Raw genomic sequence first — 18,435 nt, forward strand, 5'->3', positions numbered from 1 at the left:
GCGGTGACAGGCTCCAGTATGGTCTAGACCACGGCCATGAGCAATGCCGAAACCCCGAATCCCGAAAGGGAAAGCACGGTTTCCAGCGCGGTCCAGGACTTGATCGTTTCCGGCACGGTGAGGTTGAAGTACCGCGAAACGATCCAGAAGCCGCCGTCGTTGACGTGCGAAGCGATGATCGAGCCCGCCGAGATCGCCATCACGAGCAGCGCCAGCTGGATCTGCGAATAGCCGAGCTGGGCCACGGTCGGCGCGACGATCCCGCTGGTGGTCACGATGGCGACGGTCGCCGAGCCCTGCGCGATCCGCATGCCGCAGCTGATGACGTACGCCGCGAGCAGCACCGGCAGCCCGGCGTCGTGCAGCGAGTCGGCCACGGCCTTGCCGATCCCGGTGGCCGAGAGCACCGCGCCGAAGAACGCGCCCGCGCCGACGACCAGCAGGATCATCGCGACCGGCCGCAGCGACTTCGCGGCCAGCTCGTTGAGGTCCTTGCCGGTGAACCCGCGTCGCAGGCCCAGCAGCCAGGACGCGAGCAGCACGGCGACGGTCAGCGCGACCGCGGGGGTGCCGATGAACGCGGCGACGCCGGCGAGCGCGGAACCCTTGGGCAGCCAGATGCTGCCGAACGTGCCGGCCAGGATCAACACCAGCGGCACCGCGATGATCGCCCCGACCAGCGCCAGCGACGGCGGGTTCTCCTCCTTTTCGCCCTCCTCCTCGGCGAAGACCATGTCCTCGGGCACCTCGACGGTGATGCGCTTGCCGATCCACGTCGAGTAGAGCACGCCGCCGATGAGGAACGCCGGGATCCCGCAGGCCAGGCCCATCAGGATGATCCAGCCGAGCTCGACGTGCAGCAGCCCGGCCGCGGCCACCGGGCCGGGGTGCGGCGGCAGGAAGGCGTGCGTGATCGACAGGCCGGCCAGCAGCGGCATCGCGTACAGCACGAGCGACTTGCCGCCTTGGCGCGCGGCCACGTAGACGAGCGGGGCCAGCACGAAGATGCCGATGTCGAAGAACACCGGGATGCCGAAGACGAACCCGGCGACGCCCATGGCGAGCGGTGCCCGCTTCTCGCCGAACGACCGCAGCAGGGCCCCGGTGAGCACCTTCGCGCCGCCCGAGCGTTCCAGGATCGACCCGAGGATCGTGCCCAGGCCGATGATCGCCGTGATGTGGCCGAGGATGCCGCCGAACCCCTTCTCCAGCAGGGAGTCCGACGCCTTCTGGGCCGAGCCGACGATCGTCCCGACCGGCAGGCCCGCGGCCAGCGCCGTCAGCAGGCCGACGACGATCAGCGCGATGAAGGGTTCCAGCTTGAGCTTGATGATCAGCACCAGCAGGACGGCGATCGAGACGGCGGCGAGCGTGAGGAGCCCGCCCGTGGTGTGTTGCAGCCAGTGGATCATCGAGCTCTCCGGGGGTTGCGCAGGGAGTGTCCGGCGAGGGCGCCGGTGGGGCTTCCGTCGTCGAGGGCGGCGACGCCGTTGACGAAGACGTGGGTGATCCCGGTGGCGGCCTGCCGGGGATCGTCGAAGGTGGCGGTGTCGGCGACCGTCTCGGGGTCGAAGAGCACCAGGTCGGCGGCGTAGCCGGCGCGGACGAGCCCGCGATCGGTCAACCGCAGGCGCCGCGCGGCCCGCCCGGTCAGGTGGGCAACGCACTCGGCGAGGTCCAGCGCGCCCAGTTCGCGGACGTACCGGGCCAGGTACCGCGGGAACGTGCCCCACGCGCGTGGGTGCGGCCGGGCGCCGACGAGGAGACCGTCGCTGCCGCCGGTGTGCGTCCGGTGCCGCATGATGGCCTGGACGTTCTCCTCGTGCCCGACGTGCATCAGGCACGACGTCCCGAGCCGCTCGTCGAGGAGCGTGTCGAAGTACAGCTTGGCCGGTTCGGTGCCTTGCGTGCGCGCCGACGCGGCGACGCTGTGCCCGACCAGGTGGGTGTTGCGTTCATTGCGGACGCCGTTGATTTCGATGGCGTCCCAGTCGATCGGGACGCCGTGCGCACCGTCCGAACCGGACTCTTCGATCTCGGCGCGGATCCGCTCCCGTTCGCCTGCGTCGGACAATCGGGCCAGGGTGGCGTCGAGTCCGCCTTCGGTCGCCCAGCTCGGCAGCAGCGCCGAGAGGTAGGTCGCGCCCGGCAGGTACGGGTAGGTGTCCAGGGAGATGTCGCAGCCGTCGTCGAGGGCGTCGTCGAGGAGCTTCAGCAGGTCGGGCGCCTTGCCCTTGTTGACCGAGAAGTTCATCGTCGCGTGGGCCAGGTGCAGCGGGCAGCCGGACTGCCTGCTCACCTCGATCATCTCGGCGAACGCCTCCAGCGCGCCCTTGCCGTAGCTGCGGTGGTGCGGGCTGTAGAAGCCGCCCAGCTCGCCGACGACCCGGCACAGCTCGACCAGCTCGCTCGTCTCCGCGTACATCCCGGGCGTGTAGGTGAGGCCGGACGACATCCCCATCGCGCCTTCGCGCAGGCCCCTGGACACGAGTTCCTTCATCCGGTCCAGCTCGGCTTCGGTGGCGGGCCGGTCGGCCCAGCCGACGGCGAGCATCCGGACCGTGCCCTGCGGCACCAGGTAGGCCGCGTTGACGGCGATGCCCCGATCCAGGCGGTCGAGGTACTCGCCGACCGAGCGCCAGTTCCAGTCGAACCCCGGCGGGTCGTCGTTCCAGCCCGCGAGCTGCTGCCGCAAGGCCTCGAGGACGACGTCGTCGACGGGCGCGTACGACAACCCGTCCTGGCCGAGCACCTCGGTCGTCACGCCCTGGGTGATCTTGGCCGGGTGGTCCGGGTTGGCCAGCAGCTGCAGGTCGGAGTGCGAATGCATGTCGATGAACCCGGGCGCGAGCACCAGCCCGTCGGCGTCGATCGTCCGGCCGCCGGTGAGCGAGCCCGCGTCCGCGACCTCCGCGATCCGCCCGCCGGCGATGCCGACGTCGTGGCGGGCGAGCGGGCCGCCGGTGCCGTCGGCGACCAGCGCGTTCTTGACGACGACGTCCATCAGAACCACGTCCGGACGTAGTCGACGACGGTTTCGCCGTCGGCCGCGGTCACCGGCAGCAGCGGCCACTTGTCGAACACCGTGCACGGGTGGGACAGGCCGAGGCCGATCCAGTCACCGACCTCGACCGGCGAGCCCGGCGGCAGCGTGAGGAACGCGTGCTGGTCGTTCATCTTCGCGACGACGTGGCCGTCGAGCGGCTCGGCAGGGCCGCCCGGCGTCCGGCGCAGCTGCGGCTCGGGCATGCCTTCGTCGAAGGACGCGTCACGCTTGCCGAGGGTGAGCAACGCCAGTTCGTCCGACGGCTTCGACGTCACCTGCGCCCACGCCCGCAGTGCCGGGCGGAAGGAGTCGACGCCGTCGATGCGCGGGTGGTCGCCCAGCGGCGAGATCTCGCGGTAGAAGCCGTCGTCGTGGGTCAGGTAGGCGCCGCTGCGCAGCACCGGCAGCACGTCGAGGCCGTCCGGCCACGGCTTCGTCAGCTCGTTCGCGACCTGGTCGAAGTAGGCACTGCCGCCGGCGGTGACGACGATCTGCCCCTCGAGGAGTCCCTTGTCCGCGAACGAGATCGCGAGCTCGCGCAGACCGTCCACATAGGAGCTGATCTTGTGCAGCGCGGCTTCGTCGGTCTCGTGGGACAGCGCGCCTTCGTAGCCGCCGGTACCGCGCAGCCGCAGTACCGGGCTGGCGTGGACGGCCTCGGCGACCGCCAGCGCGGTCGCGGTGTCGCGGACGCCGGTGCGGCCGCCGTCGGCACCCAGCTCGACCAGGACGTCCACCGGGCGCTCGGCGCCGTCGAGGGCCGCGGTCATCAGCTCGACCCCGCGGACGGAGTCGACCCAGCAGAAGAACTCGAAGCCGCTGTCGGCCGCCAGTTCGGCGGCCAGCCAGCGCAGGCCGGCGGGATCGAGGAGCTGGTTGGCCAGCAGGATCCGGGATACCCCGAAGGCGCGGTAGATCCGGAGGTGACCGGCGTTCGCGCAGGTCACGCCCCACGCGCCGTGCTCCGTCTGGCGGGCGAACAGCTGCGGTGCCATGGTCGTCTTGCCGTGCGGCGCGAGCACCACGCCCCGCGCGGCGCACCACGCGGCCATCGTCCGGAGGTTGTGTTCGAGCGCTGCTTCGTCCAGCACGACGAAGGGCGCGAAGAACCCGTCGGTGAACAGGTTGAGCCGGCGGTCCGCGGCTTCCTCCAGGGTGAGCCCGGACAACGCGGGGGCGGCGGAGCGGAAGCGCCAGTCGATCCGCTCCTGGCGGAGGGCTTCGAGCGCGGCGGGGTCCAGCTGGCAAGGGTTCATCGGCGGCGACCTCTGTTGCGTATGTTGCAACGACTGTTGCGCATTTTGAGTGCCATAGGTGTAGCATCCGGGTCGCCACAGGTCAACGGGGTGAAGGGCAGGGAGACGGACAGTGACGAGCGGGCCCGAGGTGTTGTGCGTGGGCGAGACGATGGCGCTGTTCGTGCCCGCCGAGCCCGGCCCCCCGGACGAGGTGAAGCACTGGGTCCGCACCATCGGCGGCGCCGAGTCGAACGTGGCCTGCAACCTGCCGACGCTGGGCGTCCGCAGCGGCTGGGTGAGCGCGGTCGGCGACGACCCGTTCGGCCGGGCGATGCTGCGCGAGGTCGCGTCCCACGGCGTCGACGTCAGCGCGTGCTACGTCGACCCCGCGCGCCCGACCGGGCTCTACGTCAAGGAAAGCGGCGCCGGCGGCAGTCCCGTGCGCTACTACCGCGCGGGCTCGGCGGCGTCCGGGATGGGCCCGGGACTGCTGGACCGGCTCGACCTCGACGGCGTCCGCGTGCTGCACCTGTCGGGGATCACGCCCGCGCTGTCGGACAGCTGCCGCGCGCTGGTGCGCGCGCTGCTGGAGCTGCCCCGCGGCAACCGGCTGATCTCGTTCGACGTCAACCTGCGGCCCGCGCTGTGGGTCGATCGCGATCCCGGCCTGCTCGCCGAACTGGCCGGTCAGGCAGACATCGTCCTGACCGGCGACGACGAGGCCGAGCGGGTGTGGGGGACCGGTGACCCGGCGAAGTTGCGCGCGTTGCTGCCGCGGCCGCGCACGCTCGTCGTCAAGCACGGCGAACGCGGCGCGACGCTGGTCGAGGGTGAGCCGCTGTTCGCGCCCGCGCTGCGGGTCGACGTCGTCGAGCCGGTCGGAGCGGGCGACGCGTTCGCCGCCGGGTTCCTCGCCGCGACCCTGCGCGGCGCCACGCCCCTGGAACGCCTGCGGCAGGGGCACCTGCAGGCCGCGGTCACCCTGCTCACGCACGACGACGTCGGCGTGCCGCTGCCGCCCGCGGTCGTGGATACCCTGCTGCACGCGGACCCGGACGAGTGGCGTTCGGTCCGGCTGACCGGCGAAGGGGTGGTGCGCACGTGAGTCAAAGCTTGGACCGCGCGTTGACGCTGCTGAACTCGATCGCGCAGGACGCGCGCACGCTCGACGACCTCGCCGAGGAGATCGGCGTGCACAAGTCGACGGTGCTGCGGCTGCTGCGGACCCTCGAACAGCACCACTTCGTCCGCCGCGAAGGCGCCCGGCACTACCGGCTGGGCAGCGCCATGTTCGACCTCGCCAACCAGGCCCTGGACTCCTTCGACGTCCGGCGCAGCGCCCACCCCGCGCTCGCCGCCCTCAACGCGCGCACCGGGCACACCGTGCACCTGGCCAGCTACGAGGACGGCGAAGTCGTCTACATCGACAAGTTCGAGGGCCGGCACTCGGTGCGGATGTACTCCCGCATCGGCAAGCGCGCGCCGCTGCACTGCACGGCGGTGGGGAAGGTGCTGGTCGCGGCCATGCCGCCGGCGCGGCGGGAGGAGATCGCGCGGTCGATCGACTACCCGGTCCGGACTCCGAACACGATCACCACGCCCGAGGAGTACCTGGCGGAGCTGGAGCGCGTGGCCCAGCGCGGGTACGCCGTCGACAACGCCGAGCACGAGGACTTCATCCACTGCATCGCGGCGCCGGTCCGGGGAACCGGCGGCGAGGTGCTGGCCGCGGCGTCGATGTCGGTGCCGAAGGTGCTGCTCGACTACGAAGGCCTGCTGGCGCTGGTGCCCGAGCTGCGGGCCGCCACCAAGGAAGCTTCCGTCCACAGTGGATGGACGGAGAACGGAAAGGGGCACTGATGAGCAAGACGGCAGTTTCCACCGAGAACGCGCCGAAGCCGCCGGCGAAGTTCTCGCAGGCCGTCCGCAAGGGGAACCTGCTGCAGGTCGCCGGCCAGGTCGCCTTCGACCCGGCCACGGGCGCGATCGTCGGCGACGACGTCGCCGGCCAGACGCGGCAGACGTTCAAGAACATCGAGGCCGTGCTGGCGGCGGCGGGCGCGAGCCTCGCCGACGCGATCATGGTCCGGGTGTACCTGACCGACACGGCGCACTTCGCGCCGTTCAACGAGGTGTACGACGAGCTGATCGGCGACGAGCCGCAGCCCGCCCGCACGACCGTGTACGTCGGCCTCCCGGGCGAGCTGCTGGTCGAGATCGACGTGCTCTGCGTGCTGGACTGAGCCTCCGGCGGGCGGTCAGCCCAGGACGCTCGTGTAGCCGTTCAGGGCCGGCTGCCCGCCGAGGTGGGCGTAGAGGACGTTCGAGCCGCGCGGGATCCCGCCGGTGGTGACGAGGTCGATGAGCCCGGCCATCGACTTGCCCTCGTACACCGGGTCGGTGATCATCCCTTCCAGCCGGGCGCACGTCTCGATGGCGTCCACCGTGGACTTGTCCGGGATGCCGTAGATCCCGGCGTGGTAGCGGTCGTCGAGTTCGACGTCGGGGATCTCGCCGGTGCCGATCAGCGCGGCGGTGTTGCGCGCGATGCGCGTGACCTGCTCGCGGGTTTCCTCGGGCTTGGCCGAGGCGTCGATGCCGAGGATGCGCCGCTTCTTGCCGATGGTGGTCCCGGCGACCATCCCGCCCTGGGTGCTGCCGGTGACCGAGCAGACGACGACGGTGTCGAAGAAGACGCCCAGTTCTTCTTCCTGATTTTCGAGTTCGACGATCCAGTTCGCGAAGCCGAGGCCGCCGAGCCGGTGGTCGGAGGCGCCGGCGGGGATGGCGTAGGGCTTCCCGCCCCGCGCTTCGACCTCGGCGACCGCGTTCTCCCACGCCTCCTTGAACCCGATGCCGAAGCCGGCCTCGACGAGCCGGACGTCGGCGCCGAGGATCCGCGACAGCTGGATGTTGCCGACCTTGTCGTAGAGCGGGTCGTGCCAGTCGACCCAGCTTTCCTGGACGAGAACGGCCTTCAGCCCGGCCCGCGCGGCGGCCGCGGCGACCTGGCGGGTGTGGTTGGACTGGACGCCGCCGATGGAGACGAGCGTGTCCGCGCCGTGGGCCAGCGCGTCGGCGACGAGGTATTCGAGCTTGCGGGTCTTGTTCCCGCCGTACGCGAGGCCGGAGTTGACGTCCTCGCGCTTGGCCCAGATCTTCGCGCCGCCGAGGTGTGCGGTGAGGCGTTCGAGGGGGTGCACCGGCGACGGGCCGAAGAGCAGGGGGTAACGCGGGAAGTCGGCGAGGGTCATCGGTCCTCCAGCAGGTCGGTCCAGATGGTCGAGATCACTGCGACGGCGGTTTCGGTGTCGTGCCGCTCGAGCGCGTCGATGAGCTTCGTGTGGCGTTCGACGGAGTTCCAGGCGAGCGCCGAGCTGAAGCGGGCGTGTTCGAGGCGGCGGAGCAGGGGGGTGTAGCGGTCGAGGGTCGCGGCGACGGCGGCGTTGCCGGCCAGCCGGACCGGGACGTCGTGCAGCTCGTCGTCGGCTTGCACGGCGGCCGCGATGTCCCGGGCCTCGATGGCCGCGGCGAACCGGTCGTTGGCGGCCCGCATGGCGGCGACGTCGGCCGGGCGGCACTTCGGAGCGGCTTGCTTGACGGCGAACTCGTGCAGCACCCGGACGATCTCCCGGGCGTCGAGCACGTCGGGCGACATGACATCGGAGACGCGCGTGTAGCTCTGCGGCTTGGAGTCGACCAGGCCGTCGCCGGCCAGGCGCCGGAGGGCTTCGCGCACGGGAGCTTTCGAGAGGCCGAGCTGGTCGGCGAGATCGCCGTCGCGCAGGGCGGCGCCGGGCGGCAGCGTGCCGTCGACGATCGCGCGGCGGATCCGGTCGTAGGCCTCGTCGCGAAGCAACGGCCGAGTGACCTTGGAGAGACTCACATCTAACATGTTAGATGTCCGACGCCGAGTGCGCCACCCCCGATTCGAATGCGGGTCAAGCACCCCAAAGTGGCGTTGGGTGCATCTCACGCAACCAACGCCACATTGGGGTGTGGGCAACCGGAGCCGTCAGTAGACCGGACCGGTGTACTTCTCGCCGGGGCCCTGGCCGGGCTCGTCCGGCACGGCCGAAGCCTCCCGGAACGCCTTCTGCAGCGACTGCAGGCCGTCCCGCAACGGTCCGGCGTGCAGGCCCAGGTACTCCGCGGAGGCGGTCACCAGCCCGGCGAGCGCGGTGATGAGCCGTCGCGCTTCGTCGAGGTCGCGGTGCGGGGAGGTCGCCGGGTCGGCGTCGGCGAGACCGAGCCGCTCGGCGCCGGCCGACAGCAGCATCACCGCCGCGCGGCTGATCACCTCCACGCTGGGGATGTCCTCCAGGTGGCGGGCTTCGGGGGAATACGGGGGCTGTTCGGAGGGTTGTTCTGACACGTCTGGTACCCTTCCACGAGCGACCAGCCCCCGAGTGATCGGGGGCGGCAAGTGGAGCCCCGCTCCCACCCGCGTCACCGTACAGGTGGCCGGGTCCGGTCTCACCCGTCCAGGGTGAACAAGTGCCCTCCGGGGCACGATCGGAACAGAGTGGGCCCCGCGCACCGAACGGTGTCGGGGCCTTCGCTATGTGGGCACCAGGTCGAAACGAGAACAGGAAACATTCCTCGGACCAAGGAGGCCCCATCAGCTCCGAGACACGCATCAACGACCGAATCCGGGTGCCGGAAGTCCGTCTCGTCGGACCCGCCGGCGAACAGGTCGGCATCGTCCGGATCGAGGATGCGCTGCGCCTGGCGCAGGAGAACGACCTCGACCTCGTCGAGGTCGCGCCGCAGGCCCGCCCGCCGGTGTGCAAGCTCATGGACTTCGGCAAGTTCAAGTACGAGAGCGCGCAGAAGGCCCGCGAGTCGCGGCGCAACCAGCAGCTGACCGTCATCAAGGAACAGAAGCTGCGCCCCAAGATCGACCAGCACGACTACGAGACCAAGAAGGGTCACGTGTCGCGCTTCCTGGCGGCGGGCAACAAGGTCAAGGTCACGATCATGTTCCGCGGCCGCGAGCAGTCCCGGCCGGAGCTCGGCTACCGGCTGCTGCAGAAGCTCGCCGAAGACGTCACCGAGCTGGGTTTCGTCGAGTCGTCCGCCAAGCAGGACGGCCGCAACATGATCATGGTGCTGGCCCCGCACAAGAACGTGAAGCCGAAGGCCAAGGCCGAGCCTGCCCCCGAGCAGGCTCCCGAGGCGTAGGCGCCGACCAGCACGAGTCAGCGGCTCACCGGTTCTCCGGTGAGCCGCCGCACGAAAGAGGACAGAAATGCCGAAGATGAAGACCCACAGCGGGGCGTCCAAGCGGATCCGCATCACGGGCACGGGCAAGCTGCGTCGCGAGAAGGCCGGCCGCCGCCACCTGATGGAGAAGAAGTCCAGCCGCGTGGCTCGCCGCCTCGAGGGCACCGGCGAGGTCGCGAAGACCGAGGCCGGCCGGATGAACCGCCTCCTCGGCCGCTGACCCGCAGAACTTTGCAGTAACCACCCGGGGCGTCCCCCTCGCCCCCTGAGATCGACAGGATGGACCCGTGGCACGCGTCAAGCGGGCGGTCAACGCCCAGAAGAAGCGTCGCGCAACTCTCGAACTGGCCAGCGGCTACCGCGGCCAGCGTTCGCGGCTGTACCGCAAGGCCAAGGAGCAGACGCTTCACTCGCTGAACTACGCCTACCGGGACCGCCGTGCCCGCAAGGGTGACTTCCGTCAGCTGTGGATCACCCGCATCAACGCGGCCGCCCGCGCCAACGGCGTGACCTACAACCGGTTCATCCAGGGCATCAAGGCCGCGGGTGTCGAGGTCGACCGCAAGATCCTCGCGGACCTCGCCGTCAACGACGCCGCCGCCTTCACCGCGCTGGCCGAGCTCGCCAAGGCCAACGTCAACACCGGCGAAGCGAAGTCGGCCTGACCGGCAGCTTTCAACGACCCGGGGCGGAACCGTTCACCGAGCGGACCCCCCGGGTCGTTGCTGCGCGCAAGCTGACGCGGCGCGCGGAACGCGACAAGACCGGCCGGTTCCTGGCCGAAGGCGCCAACGCCGTCGAAGCGGCGCTCGAGCACGGCACGGTGCACGAGCTGTTCGTCACCTCCCGTGCGGCGGAGCAGCACGCGGACCTGGTGGACGCGGCCCGCGCGGCCGGCGTCGGCGTCTCGCCGATCACCGACCGCGCCGCCGACGGGCTGTCGGAAACCGTGACACCCCAGGGCATCGTGGCCGTCTGCGCGCTGCTGGACCGGCCCCTCGACGAGGCCGTGACCCCGGCCGCGCGGCTCGTGGTCGTGCTCGTGGACGTCGCCGACCCCGGCAACGCGGGCACGGTCATCCGCGTCGCCGACGCGGCCGGCGCCGACGCGGTCGTCCTGGCGGGCGACACCGTCGACCCCCACAACGGCAAGTGCGTCCGCGCGGCCGCCGGCAGTCTGTTCCACCTGCCGATCGCGCGCGTCCGCGACGTCCCCGCCGCGCTGGCCGCCTGCTCGGCCGCGGGTCTGCGGACGTTCGCCGCTCACGGCTACGCCGACGCCGAACTCGATCGGGTGGATCTCGCCGCGCCGACGGCGTGGGTGTTCGGCAACGAGGCCCACGGCCTGCCCGCCGACGTCCTCGACCGCACCGATCTCGCCGTCCGGATCCCCCTGTACGGCCGCGCCGAGAGCCTCAACCTGGCCACCGCCGCGGCCGTCTGCGTCTACACGAGCGCGATGGCGGCACGCCGCTGACCTGCGAGTAGGCTGCCCCAGTATCCATTGTGGCCGGTATTGGGGGAGTTCCATGGGCAGGCTTGCTCGTTCGTTCGCGTTGTTCTCCGCTTCGTTGAAGGTGCTGCGCGCCCACAAGGGCCTGGCGTGGTTCCCGGTGCTCGCCGGGGTCGCCGGGCTCCTGGTCGCCGCGGTGTTCCTGACACCCGCGTTCTTCACCGCCCACCTCGATGCCGACAACTTCCGGCCGACCGCCGGTACGTACGTGCTGCTCGCGGCGTTCTACCTCGCCTCGGCGTTCGTCACGATCTTCTTCAACGCCGCGCTGGTCTCCCAGGCGGACATCGCGCTGCGCGGCGACGGCGGCCTGCCGGGCGTCGGCGCCGGCCTCGCCGCCGCCGCTCGCCGCTGGCCGGCGCTGCTCGGCTGGGCCGGCGTGACCGCGACGGTCAGCGTGGTGCTGCGCACGATCGAAGAGCGGCTCGGCTTCCTCGGCAGCATCATCAGCGGCCTGGTCGGCCTGGCCTGGCGGCTCACGACGTTCCTCGTGCTGCCGGTGGTCATGCTCGAAGGCACCGGGGTCCGCGGCGGCGTCAAGCGCTCGGTCGAGCTGTTCCGCCGCGCCTGGGGCGAGAACGTCGCCGGCACCGCCGGCCTCGGCCTCGTCGGGTTCCTGCTCACCCTGGCCGGGTACGTCGTGCTCCTCGGCGGCGGGTTCCTGCTCGGCGGCACGGCCACGGTGTTCGTCGCGGTCGGGCTGGCGATCGTCTGGACCCTGCTGGTGGCGGTCTTCGTCACCACGTTGTCCGGCATCTACCAGACGGCGCTGTACCGCTACGCGGCCGAAGGTGTCGTGCCCGGCGAGTTCGCGTCGGTCGACTTCGCCGAGGCGTTCCGGCGGCGCTGACGGTGCGTCCGCGCGGCCCCGGGGCGACCGGGGGCGCGCGGAGCCGATCCCATAGACTTTTCCCGCCTTTGACCTCTCGCGAGCCGTGTGCGGCGGCGCGCGAACGACCAGTCCCAACGGACGCCGAGGAGTTATGTCCGGAGCCACGGAGAAGGAAGCACAGGGCGCGGTACTCGCCCCCGAGACGCTGCAGGAGGCGGTCAAGGCCGCCGAAGCGGCGTTCGCCGCCGCGACCGGGCTCGAAGGGCTGGCCGAGGTCAAGCCGGCCCACCTCGGCGACCACGCGCCGCTGATGCTGGCCCGCCGCGAGATCGGCGCCCTGCCCAAGCAGGAGAAGGCCGAGGCGGGCAAGCGCGTCAACGAGGCCCGCCAGGCCGTCCAGGCGGCGTTCGACGCCCGCCGCGCCCAGCTCCAGGCGGAGCGCGACGAGCGCGTCCTCCGCGAAGAGGCCGTCGACGTCACCCTGCCGTGGGACCGCGTCCCGCGCGGCGCCCGGCACCCGATCAGCACCATCTCCGAACGCGTCGCGGACGCCTTCGTCGCGATGGGGTATGAGATCGCCGAGGGCCCCGAGCTCGAAGCCGAGTGGTTCAACTTCGACGCGCTGAACTTCGGCAAGGACCACCCGGCCCGGCAGCTGCAGGACACTTTCTACGTCGGCGAAGAGGACTCCGGCCTGGTGCTGCGCACGCACACCTCGCCGGTCCAGGCGCGCACGCTGCTGCACCGCGACCTGCCGGTGTACGTCGTGTGCCCCGGCCGGACGTACCGCACCGACGAGCTCGACTCCACGCACACCCCGGTGTTCACCCAGGTCGAGGGCCTCGCGGTCGACAAGGGCATCACCATGGCCCACCTGAAGGGCACGCTGGACGCCTTCGCCCGCGCGATGTTCGGCGAGAGCTCCAAGACGCGGCTGCGCCCGCACTTCTTCCCGTTCACCGAGCCGTCCGCGGAGGTGGACGTCTGGTTCGAGGAGAAGAAGGGCGGCCCCGGCTGGGTCGAGTGGGGTGGCTGCGGCATGGTCAACCCGAACGTGCTGCGCGCCTGCGGCGTCGACCCCGAGGTGTACTCGGGCTTCGCCTTCGGCATGGGCATCGAGCGCACCCTGCAGTTCCGCAACGGGATCCCGGACATGCGCGACATGGTGGAGGGCGACGTCCGCTTCACCCTTCCCTTCGGAACGGAGGCGTAGTGCGAGTCCCAGTCAGCTGGCTGACCGAACACCTCGATCTCGCTGAGGAGGTCACGCCGCAGGACCTGGCCGACGCGTTCGTCCGGATCGGCATCGAGGTCGACGACCTGCACGAGCTCGGTCCCGTGACCGGCCCGCTGGTCGTCGGCCGGGTCGCCGAGATCGAGGAGCTCACCGAGTTCAAGAAGCCGGTGCGCTTCTGCCGCGTCGACGTCGGCGAGCCCGCCGACGAAGCCGCGGAGCTCGACGAGCTCAGCGACGAAGACGACGAGGACGACGACGAAGCCGGCGAGCTCGACGAGGGTCCGCACGGCATCAAGACCCGCGGCATCATCTGCGGCGCGCGCAACTTCGTCGAGGGCGACCTGGTCGTCGTGGCGCTGCCCGGCGCCGTCCTGCCCGGCGACTTCGAGATCGCCGCCCGCAAGACCTACGGCCGGATCAGCGACGGCATGATCTGCTCGGCGCGCGAGCTCGGCCTCGGCGACGACCACACCGGCATCCTCGTGCTGCCGCCGGGCACCGCGAGCCCGGGCGACGACGCGAGCGAGCTGCTCGGCCTGAACGACTCGGTGATCGAGCTGGCCCCGACCCCGGACCGCGGCTACGCGCTGTCGATCCGCGGGCTCGCGCGCGAGCTGTCGAACGCGCTCGACGTCCCCTTCGGCGATCCGGCGCTGCTGGAGGTCCCGGCGGCCGAGGGCGACGCCTGGCCGGTCCGCGTCGAGGACCCGGAAGGCTGCCCTCGGTTCGTGCTGCGCCGGGTCACCGGCCTGGACGCGACCGCGCCGACCCCCTGGCGGATGCGGCGGCGGCTGATGCTGGCCGGCATCCGGTCCATCTCGCTGGCCGTCGACGTCACCAACTACGTGATGCTCGAGCTGGGGCACCCGCTGCACGCGTTCGCGACCAAGGCCATCCAGGGCGACCTGGTGGTGCGCCGCGCGAAGCCGGGCGAGAAGCTGACCACCCTGGACGACGTCGAGCGCGCGCTCGACCCGGACGACATCGTGATCGCCGACGACAGCGGGGTCATCTCGCTGGCGGGCACGATGGGGGGCGCGAGCACCGAGATCACCACGGAGAGCACCGACGTCCTGCTCGAGGCGGCGCACTGGAACCCGGCGGCGATCAGCCGCACGGCCCGGCGGCACAAGCTGTTCTCCGAGGCGGCCAAGCGGTTCGAGCGGTTCACCGACCCGCAGCTGTGCGCGGCGGCCGTCGAGCTGGCCGCCCGCCTGCTGCGCCAGTACGGCGACGCGGCGATCCAGCCCGGCCGCACCGACGAGGGCACGATCGAGCCGAACCCGCCGGTCGTGATGCCGATCAACCTGCCCGACAAGGTCGCGGGCGTGAACTACCAGCGCGGTGTCACGGTCCGCAGGCTCACCCAGATCGGCTGCAAGGTCTCGGTCGGCACGGGCGACGACGGCACGGGCCTGGTCACGGCGATCCCCCCGAGCTGGCGCGGCGACCTGCGCCAGCCGGCCGACCTCGTCGAGGAGGTGCTGCGGCTGGAGGGCTACGACAGCATCCCGTCGACGCTGCCCGCCGCCCCGGCCGGCCGCGGCCTGACCGACGCCCAGCGGCGCGTCCGGGGCGTGTCCCGGGCACTGGCCGAGGCGGGTTACGTCGAGGTGCGCCCGTTCCCGTTCGTGAGCGACGCGGTGTGGGACGCCTTCGGCTTGCCGGCCGACGACGTCCGCCGCAACACGGTCGTGGTCCGCAACCCGCTGGAGGCCGACCGCAACCGCCTGGCGACGACGTTGCTGCCGGGCCTGCTGGACACCATGCAGCGCAACGTGTCCCGCGGATTGAAGGACGTCTCGCTGTACCACATCGGCCAGGTGGTGCTCCCGGCGCCGAACCCGCTGAAGATCCCGGACCTCGGCGTGGACCGGCGGCCGACCGACGAGGAGCTGGCGCTGCTCGAGGCGGCCGTGCCGCAGCAGCCGCTGCACGTCGCCGTCGTCCTCGCCGGAAACCGGCGTCGAGCGGGCTGGTGGGGCGCCGGCGAGCCGGCGAACTGGGCCGACGCGGTCCAGGCGGCCCGCACGGTCGCGGAGGCGGCCGGGGTCGAGCTGACGGTGCAGGCGGCGGACCTCCCGCCGTGGCACCCGGGCCGCTGCGCCCAGCTGCGGGTCGGCGACTGGCCGGTCGGCCACGCCGGTGAGCTGCACCCCAAGGTGGTCGAGGCCCTCGGCCTGCCACCGCGCACGGTGGCGATGGAGCTCGACCTGGACGCGATCCCGCTCCCGGACTCGCGCCCGGCACCGAGCGTCTCGGGCTACCCGCCGGTGCTCCTGGACGTCGCCCTGGTGGCGAAGGCGGACGTGCCGTCGGCCGACCTCGCGTCGGTGCTGCGCGAGGGCGCGGGCGAGCTCCTCGAGGACATCACGCTGTTCGACGTGTACGCGGGCGAGCAGGTCGGCGAGGGCAAGCGATCGCTGGCGTACAAGCTGCGGTTCCGCGCACCGGACCGCACGCTGACGGTCGACGAGGCCACCAAGGCCCGCGACGCGGCAGTGGCAGCGGCGGGCGAGCGCTTCAACGCAACGCTCCGCGCCTGACGGCCACCCGGCCCGACGCTCACCCGGCCTCTCCCGCTCACCAGAGCAGGAGGGGCCGGCCCACATCTGACCCCCACACCGGCCCGCGTTCCGGCCCCACCCGGCCCGCCGTGTCGTCCCTCCAGTCACGCGTGTCGTCCGCCTGATCACGCGAGTCGACCTCCCAGCCACGCGAGCCGACCCTCCCGGTCGGCAATCCGACCGTCCGGGTACGCAGGCCGACCCGCCAGGTACGCCAGTCGACCCTCCAAGGCGGCGAGCCGACCCATCGGGCACACCGACCGGCCCACTAGCCGCGCCCCAGCCGCCGCAGTACCTCAGCCGATGTGCTTGAGCGCCTCCCGCCGGGACAGCCCGGACAACCCCGGGTGATCGTCCACGAAACGCCGCACCCAGTCCGGCGCGGTCTTGGCGTAGTCCCGCAGGGCCCAGCCGATTGCCTTGCGCAGGAAGAACTCCGGCTCGGCGATCGCCGGCTCGATCGCGCGGGTGAGCAGGTCCGTGTCGGTCTCCTCCTTGGCGCCCACCTGGCAGATGATCGCCGTGCGCCGGCGCCAGAGGTCGCCGTCGCCTGCCCAGGCCAGCATCGTCGGTGTCATCCGGGTGCGAGATGCCCGGAGGATCGGGCCGATCCGCTGGATGGCGAGCTCGTCCACCAGGTCCCACCACGCCCCGCTGACGATCATTTCCTCGTACACCGGGACCAGGTCCGGATCCTGCCACCGCCGGTAGGCCCGGTACCCGGAAAGATCGATGGCCGCGTACCGCTCCTCGCGGAATTCGGCAGTTCGCCAAAGCGTCAGCACCGTCGCCGAAAATGTCACCCGATCGGGCAATATATGGTCGGCCAGCACCCGCTTGAGGAGCGCGCTGCGCTCGGGCTTCGCCACGCCGTGGAAGGGCATGGCCGACTTCATGTACGCCCGCATCGCCGGCGCCTTCACCGGGTCGGCCAGCTCGGCCAGCCCGGTGCGGATGGCCTTGACCAGGTTTTCTTCCGCGCTCATCCGTCCTCCCGTCGCACACCGGCGATCCGCAGGGTACTGCCGGCCACCGACAGTTCCACGACCGCGCGGGCAACGCAGGTACCGGCGAAAGGCGAATGGCGAAAGTCGCGCCGGTCGGCGAGATTGTCCACGATTGCCGGTAGCTTCGCCGGAATCCGGCGAACGTTGTCGAATGCAGAAGAAAAGGACGACTGTGAAAAGAACCGTTGCCGCCATTGCCGCCGCGGGGCTCGCGGCCGGGCTGATGGCCGCCGCGCCCGCCGCCTCGGCGGAATCCGGGGTGCAGTTCAGCCCGGCGCCGATCGCCTGGGGCCCCTGCGCGTCGGCGAGCCTCAAGTCCAACGGTGCCGAATGCGGCTTCCTCGAGGTGCCGATGGACTATGCGAAGCCGGGCGGGACGAAGGTCTCGATCGCGGTCTCTCGGATCAAGCACAAGACCGCCCGGTCCCAGGGCATCATGCTGGTGAACCCGGGCGGCCCGGGTGGTTCCGGGCTCGGCCTTCCGGTGCTCGGCAAGTACGTGCCGGACCACGCCGGGGACGACTACGACTGGATCGGCTTCGACCCGCGTGGCGTCGGGTCCAGCAAGCCCGCGATCAGCTGCGACGGGAACTACTTCGGCTACAACCGGCCCGCCTACGTGCCGACCACGCCGCAGCTGGAGAAGACCTGGCTCGCTCGCTCGAAGGGGTACGCCGACGCGTGCCGCAAGAACGGCGAGATCCTGAACCACCTCAAGACGACCGATGTCGCGCAGGACATGGACAGCCTGCGCAAGGCCCTCGGCGAGAAGCAGATCAACTACTACGGCTTCTCCTACGGCACCTACCTCGGCCAGGTGTACAGCACGCTGTACCCGAAGAACGTCCGCCGGATGGTGCTCGACGGCAACGTCGACCCGCGGAAGGTCTGGTACCAGGCCAACCTCGACCAAGACGTCGCGTTCGACAAGAACATCAAGATCTACTTCGACTGGCTCGCGAAGTACGACGACGTCTACCACCTGGGCAAGACCGGCGACGCCGTCGAGAAGCTGTGGTACGCCACGCAGCGCAAGCTCGCCAAGGAGCCGGCTGGCGGCGTCATCGGCGGTGACGAGTGGACCGACATCTTCCTGCAGGCCGGTTACTACGTCTTCGGCTGGGTCGACATCGCCAAGGCCTTCGACGGCTACGTGCACAACGGTGACTGGCAGACGCTCAAGGAGCTCTACGACAAGTCGAACCCTCCGGGTGACGACAACGGGTTCGCCGTCTACCTGGGCGTGCAGTGCACCGACGTGCAGTGGCCGACCGACTGGAACCGGTGGCGGATCGACAACTGGCTGACGTACTTCAAGGCCCCGTTCGAGACCTGGGGCAACGCCTGGTTCAACGCGCCTTGCGTGTACTGGCCGGCGAAGGCGGGCAAGCCGGTGAACATCGACGGCAGCAAGGTGGCCGGCGCCCTGCTCATCAGCGAAGAGCTCGACGCCGCGACGCCGTACGCCGGCAGCCTCGAGGTGCGGAAGCGGTTCCCGGACTCGAGCCTGATCAGCGCGCCGGGCGGGACCACGCACGCCGGTTCGCTGTCCGGGGTGTCCTGTGTGGACGACAAGATCGCCGACTACCTGGCCACCGGCACGCTGCCGAAGCGCCGGCCCGGCAACCACTCGGACGCCCAGTGCAGCCCGGTGCCGCCGCCGGTGCCCGACGGCGCCGCGGCGCAGAAGTCGGACAACTCCGCGAAGGCCGCCCAGGAGAAGCAGAGCACGCCGGCCCAGCTGCTGCACTTCTGAGCGAAACCGCCGC

18 protein-coding genes are annotated in these 18,435 nt (G+C 71.1%); 11 read left to right on the forward strand and 7 right to left on the reverse strand.

Annotation, left to right across the window (positions count from 1 at the left end):
- Positions 1-23 precede the first annotated feature (23 nt).
- The 3 genes from I4Q55_RS40635 to I4Q55_RS40645 are packed head-to-tail and all read right to left on the reverse strand — an operon-like array spanning position 24 to position 4,302.
- Positions 24-1,412 carry a GntP family permease gene (locus I4Q55_RS40635; protein ID WP_206795910.1) on the reverse strand — a complete coding sequence of 463 codons (1,389 nt, stop codon included), beginning with the start codon at positions 1,410-1,412 and terminating at the stop codon, positions 24-26.
- Positions 1,409-3,004, reverse strand: a complete 1,596-nt coding sequence (locus I4Q55_RS40640) for an amidohydrolase family protein (protein WP_206795911.1) — start codon at positions 3,002-3,004, stop codon at positions 1,409-1,411. The genes I4Q55_RS40635 and I4Q55_RS40640 overlap by 4 nt, the downstream gene beginning before the upstream one ends.
- Positions 3,004-4,302: an amino acid deaminase gene (locus I4Q55_RS40645; protein ID WP_206795912.1), complete on the reverse strand. Its 1,299-nt coding sequence runs from the start codon at positions 4,300-4,302 to the stop codon at positions 3,004-3,006. The genes I4Q55_RS40640 and I4Q55_RS40645 overlap by 1 nt, the downstream gene beginning before the upstream one ends.
- A 151-nt stretch (positions 4,303-4,453) precedes the next feature.
- On the opposite strand from I4Q55_RS40645, the gene I4Q55_RS40650 reads away from it, so the two are divergent.
- Genes I4Q55_RS40650 through I4Q55_RS40660 form a run of 3 tightly spaced genes read left to right on the forward strand, consistent with a single transcriptional unit; the run spans position 4,454 to position 6,527 of the window.
- Entirely contained in the window at positions 4,454-5,389 is a 936-nt protein-coding gene (locus I4Q55_RS40650) for a sugar kinase (RefSeq protein ID WP_242547668.1), read from the forward strand.
- Complete coding sequence (locus I4Q55_RS40655; RefSeq protein WP_206795914.1) at positions 5,386-6,144, forward strand: IclR family transcriptional regulator; 759 nt, start codon at positions 5,386-5,388, stop codon at positions 6,142-6,144. Before I4Q55_RS40650 ends, I4Q55_RS40655 begins: the two co-directional genes overlap by 4 nt.
- On the forward strand, positions 6,144-6,527 hold the full coding sequence (locus I4Q55_RS40660; RefSeq protein ID WP_206795915.1) for a RidA family protein: 384 nt from the start codon (positions 6,144-6,146) through the stop codon (positions 6,525-6,527). Before I4Q55_RS40655 ends, I4Q55_RS40660 begins: the two co-directional genes overlap by 1 nt.
- 15 nt (positions 6,528-6,542) lie before the next feature.
- On the opposite strand, the gene I4Q55_RS40665 is transcribed toward I4Q55_RS40660, so the two are convergent.
- The 3 genes from I4Q55_RS40665 to I4Q55_RS40675 form a co-directional block, all read right to left on the reverse strand.
- Positions 6,543-7,538 (reverse strand): 1-aminocyclopropane-1-carboxylate deaminase, encoded by a 996-nt coding sequence (locus I4Q55_RS40665; protein ID WP_206795917.1) that lies wholly within the window; start codon positions 7,536-7,538, stop codon positions 6,543-6,545.
- Entirely contained in the window at positions 7,535-8,170 is a 636-nt protein-coding gene (locus I4Q55_RS40670) for a GntR family transcriptional regulator (protein WP_374194531.1), read from the reverse strand. Before I4Q55_RS40670 ends, I4Q55_RS40665 begins: the two co-directional genes overlap by 4 nt.
- A gap of 129 nt (positions 8,171-8,299) precedes the next feature.
- A complete protein-coding gene (locus I4Q55_RS40675; protein ID WP_191313234.1) occupies positions 8,300-8,659 on the reverse strand; it encodes a DUF1844 domain-containing protein in 360 nt (119 codons plus the stop codon).
- Positions 8,660-8,847: 188 nt separating this feature from the next.
- On the opposite strand from I4Q55_RS40675, the gene infC reads away from it, so the two are divergent.
- The 7 genes from infC to pheT all read left to right on the forward strand — a co-directional run bounded on the left by infC (position 8,848) and on the right by pheT (position 15,638).
- Positions 8,848-9,468, forward strand: coding sequence for a translation initiation factor IF-3 (infC, locus tag I4Q55_RS40680; protein ID WP_086840451.1), 621 nt, complete (start codon positions 8,848-8,850; stop codon positions 9,466-9,468).
- A gap of 67 nt (positions 9,469-9,535) precedes the next feature.
- Complete coding sequence (gene rpmI, locus I4Q55_RS40685; RefSeq protein WP_206795919.1) at positions 9,536-9,730, forward strand: 50S ribosomal protein L35; 195 nt, start codon at positions 9,536-9,538, stop codon at positions 9,728-9,730.
- Between the two features lie 67 nt (positions 9,731-9,797).
- Positions 9,798-10,175, forward strand: coding sequence for a 50S ribosomal protein L20 (rplT, locus tag I4Q55_RS40690; protein ID WP_004559056.1), 378 nt, complete (start codon positions 9,798-9,800; stop codon positions 10,173-10,175).
- The gene (locus I4Q55_RS40695; protein ID WP_277992078.1) at positions 10,172-10,987 is read left to right on the forward strand and encodes an RNA methyltransferase; all 816 of its coding nucleotides are present in this window, start codon (positions 10,172-10,174) and stop codon (positions 10,985-10,987) included. Before rplT ends, I4Q55_RS40695 begins: the two co-directional genes overlap by 4 nt.
- A gap of 52 nt (positions 10,988-11,039) precedes the next feature.
- Positions 11,040-11,873: a DUF6159 family protein gene (locus I4Q55_RS40700; RefSeq protein ID WP_206795920.1), complete on the forward strand. Its 834-nt coding sequence runs from the start codon at positions 11,040-11,042 to the stop codon at positions 11,871-11,873.
- Between the two features lie 133 nt (positions 11,874-12,006).
- The gene (pheS, locus tag I4Q55_RS40705) at positions 12,007-13,068 is read left to right on the forward strand and encodes a phenylalanine--tRNA ligase subunit alpha (protein WP_206795921.1); all 1,062 of its coding nucleotides are present in this window, start codon (positions 12,007-12,009) and stop codon (positions 13,066-13,068) included.
- Positions 13,068-15,638, forward strand: coding sequence for a phenylalanine--tRNA ligase subunit beta (gene pheT / locus I4Q55_RS40710; RefSeq protein ID WP_206795922.1), 2,571 nt, complete (start codon positions 13,068-13,070; stop codon positions 15,636-15,638). Before pheS ends, pheT begins: the two co-directional genes overlap by 1 nt.
- Before the next feature lie 317 nt (positions 15,639-15,955).
- Here pheT and I4Q55_RS40715 read toward each other — a convergent pair whose 3' ends face one another.
- The gene (locus tag I4Q55_RS40715; RefSeq protein ID WP_206795923.1) at positions 15,956-16,645 is read right to left on the reverse strand and encodes a DNA alkylation repair protein; all 690 of its coding nucleotides are present in this window, start codon (positions 16,643-16,645) and stop codon (positions 15,956-15,958) included.
- A 193-nt stretch (positions 16,646-16,838) separates the two neighbouring features.
- Here I4Q55_RS40715 and I4Q55_RS40720 point away from each other — a divergent pair, with 193 nt between their 5' ends.
- A complete protein-coding gene (locus I4Q55_RS40720; protein ID WP_206795925.1) occupies positions 16,839-18,422 on the forward strand; it encodes an alpha/beta hydrolase in 1,584 nt (527 codons plus the stop codon).
- Positions 18,423-18,435 lie beyond the last annotated feature (13 nt).

This window comes from Amycolatopsis sp. MtRt-6 (genome assembly GCF_017308975.1).
GTDB lineage: Bacteria > Actinomycetota > Actinomycetes > Mycobacteriales > Pseudonocardiaceae > Amycolatopsis.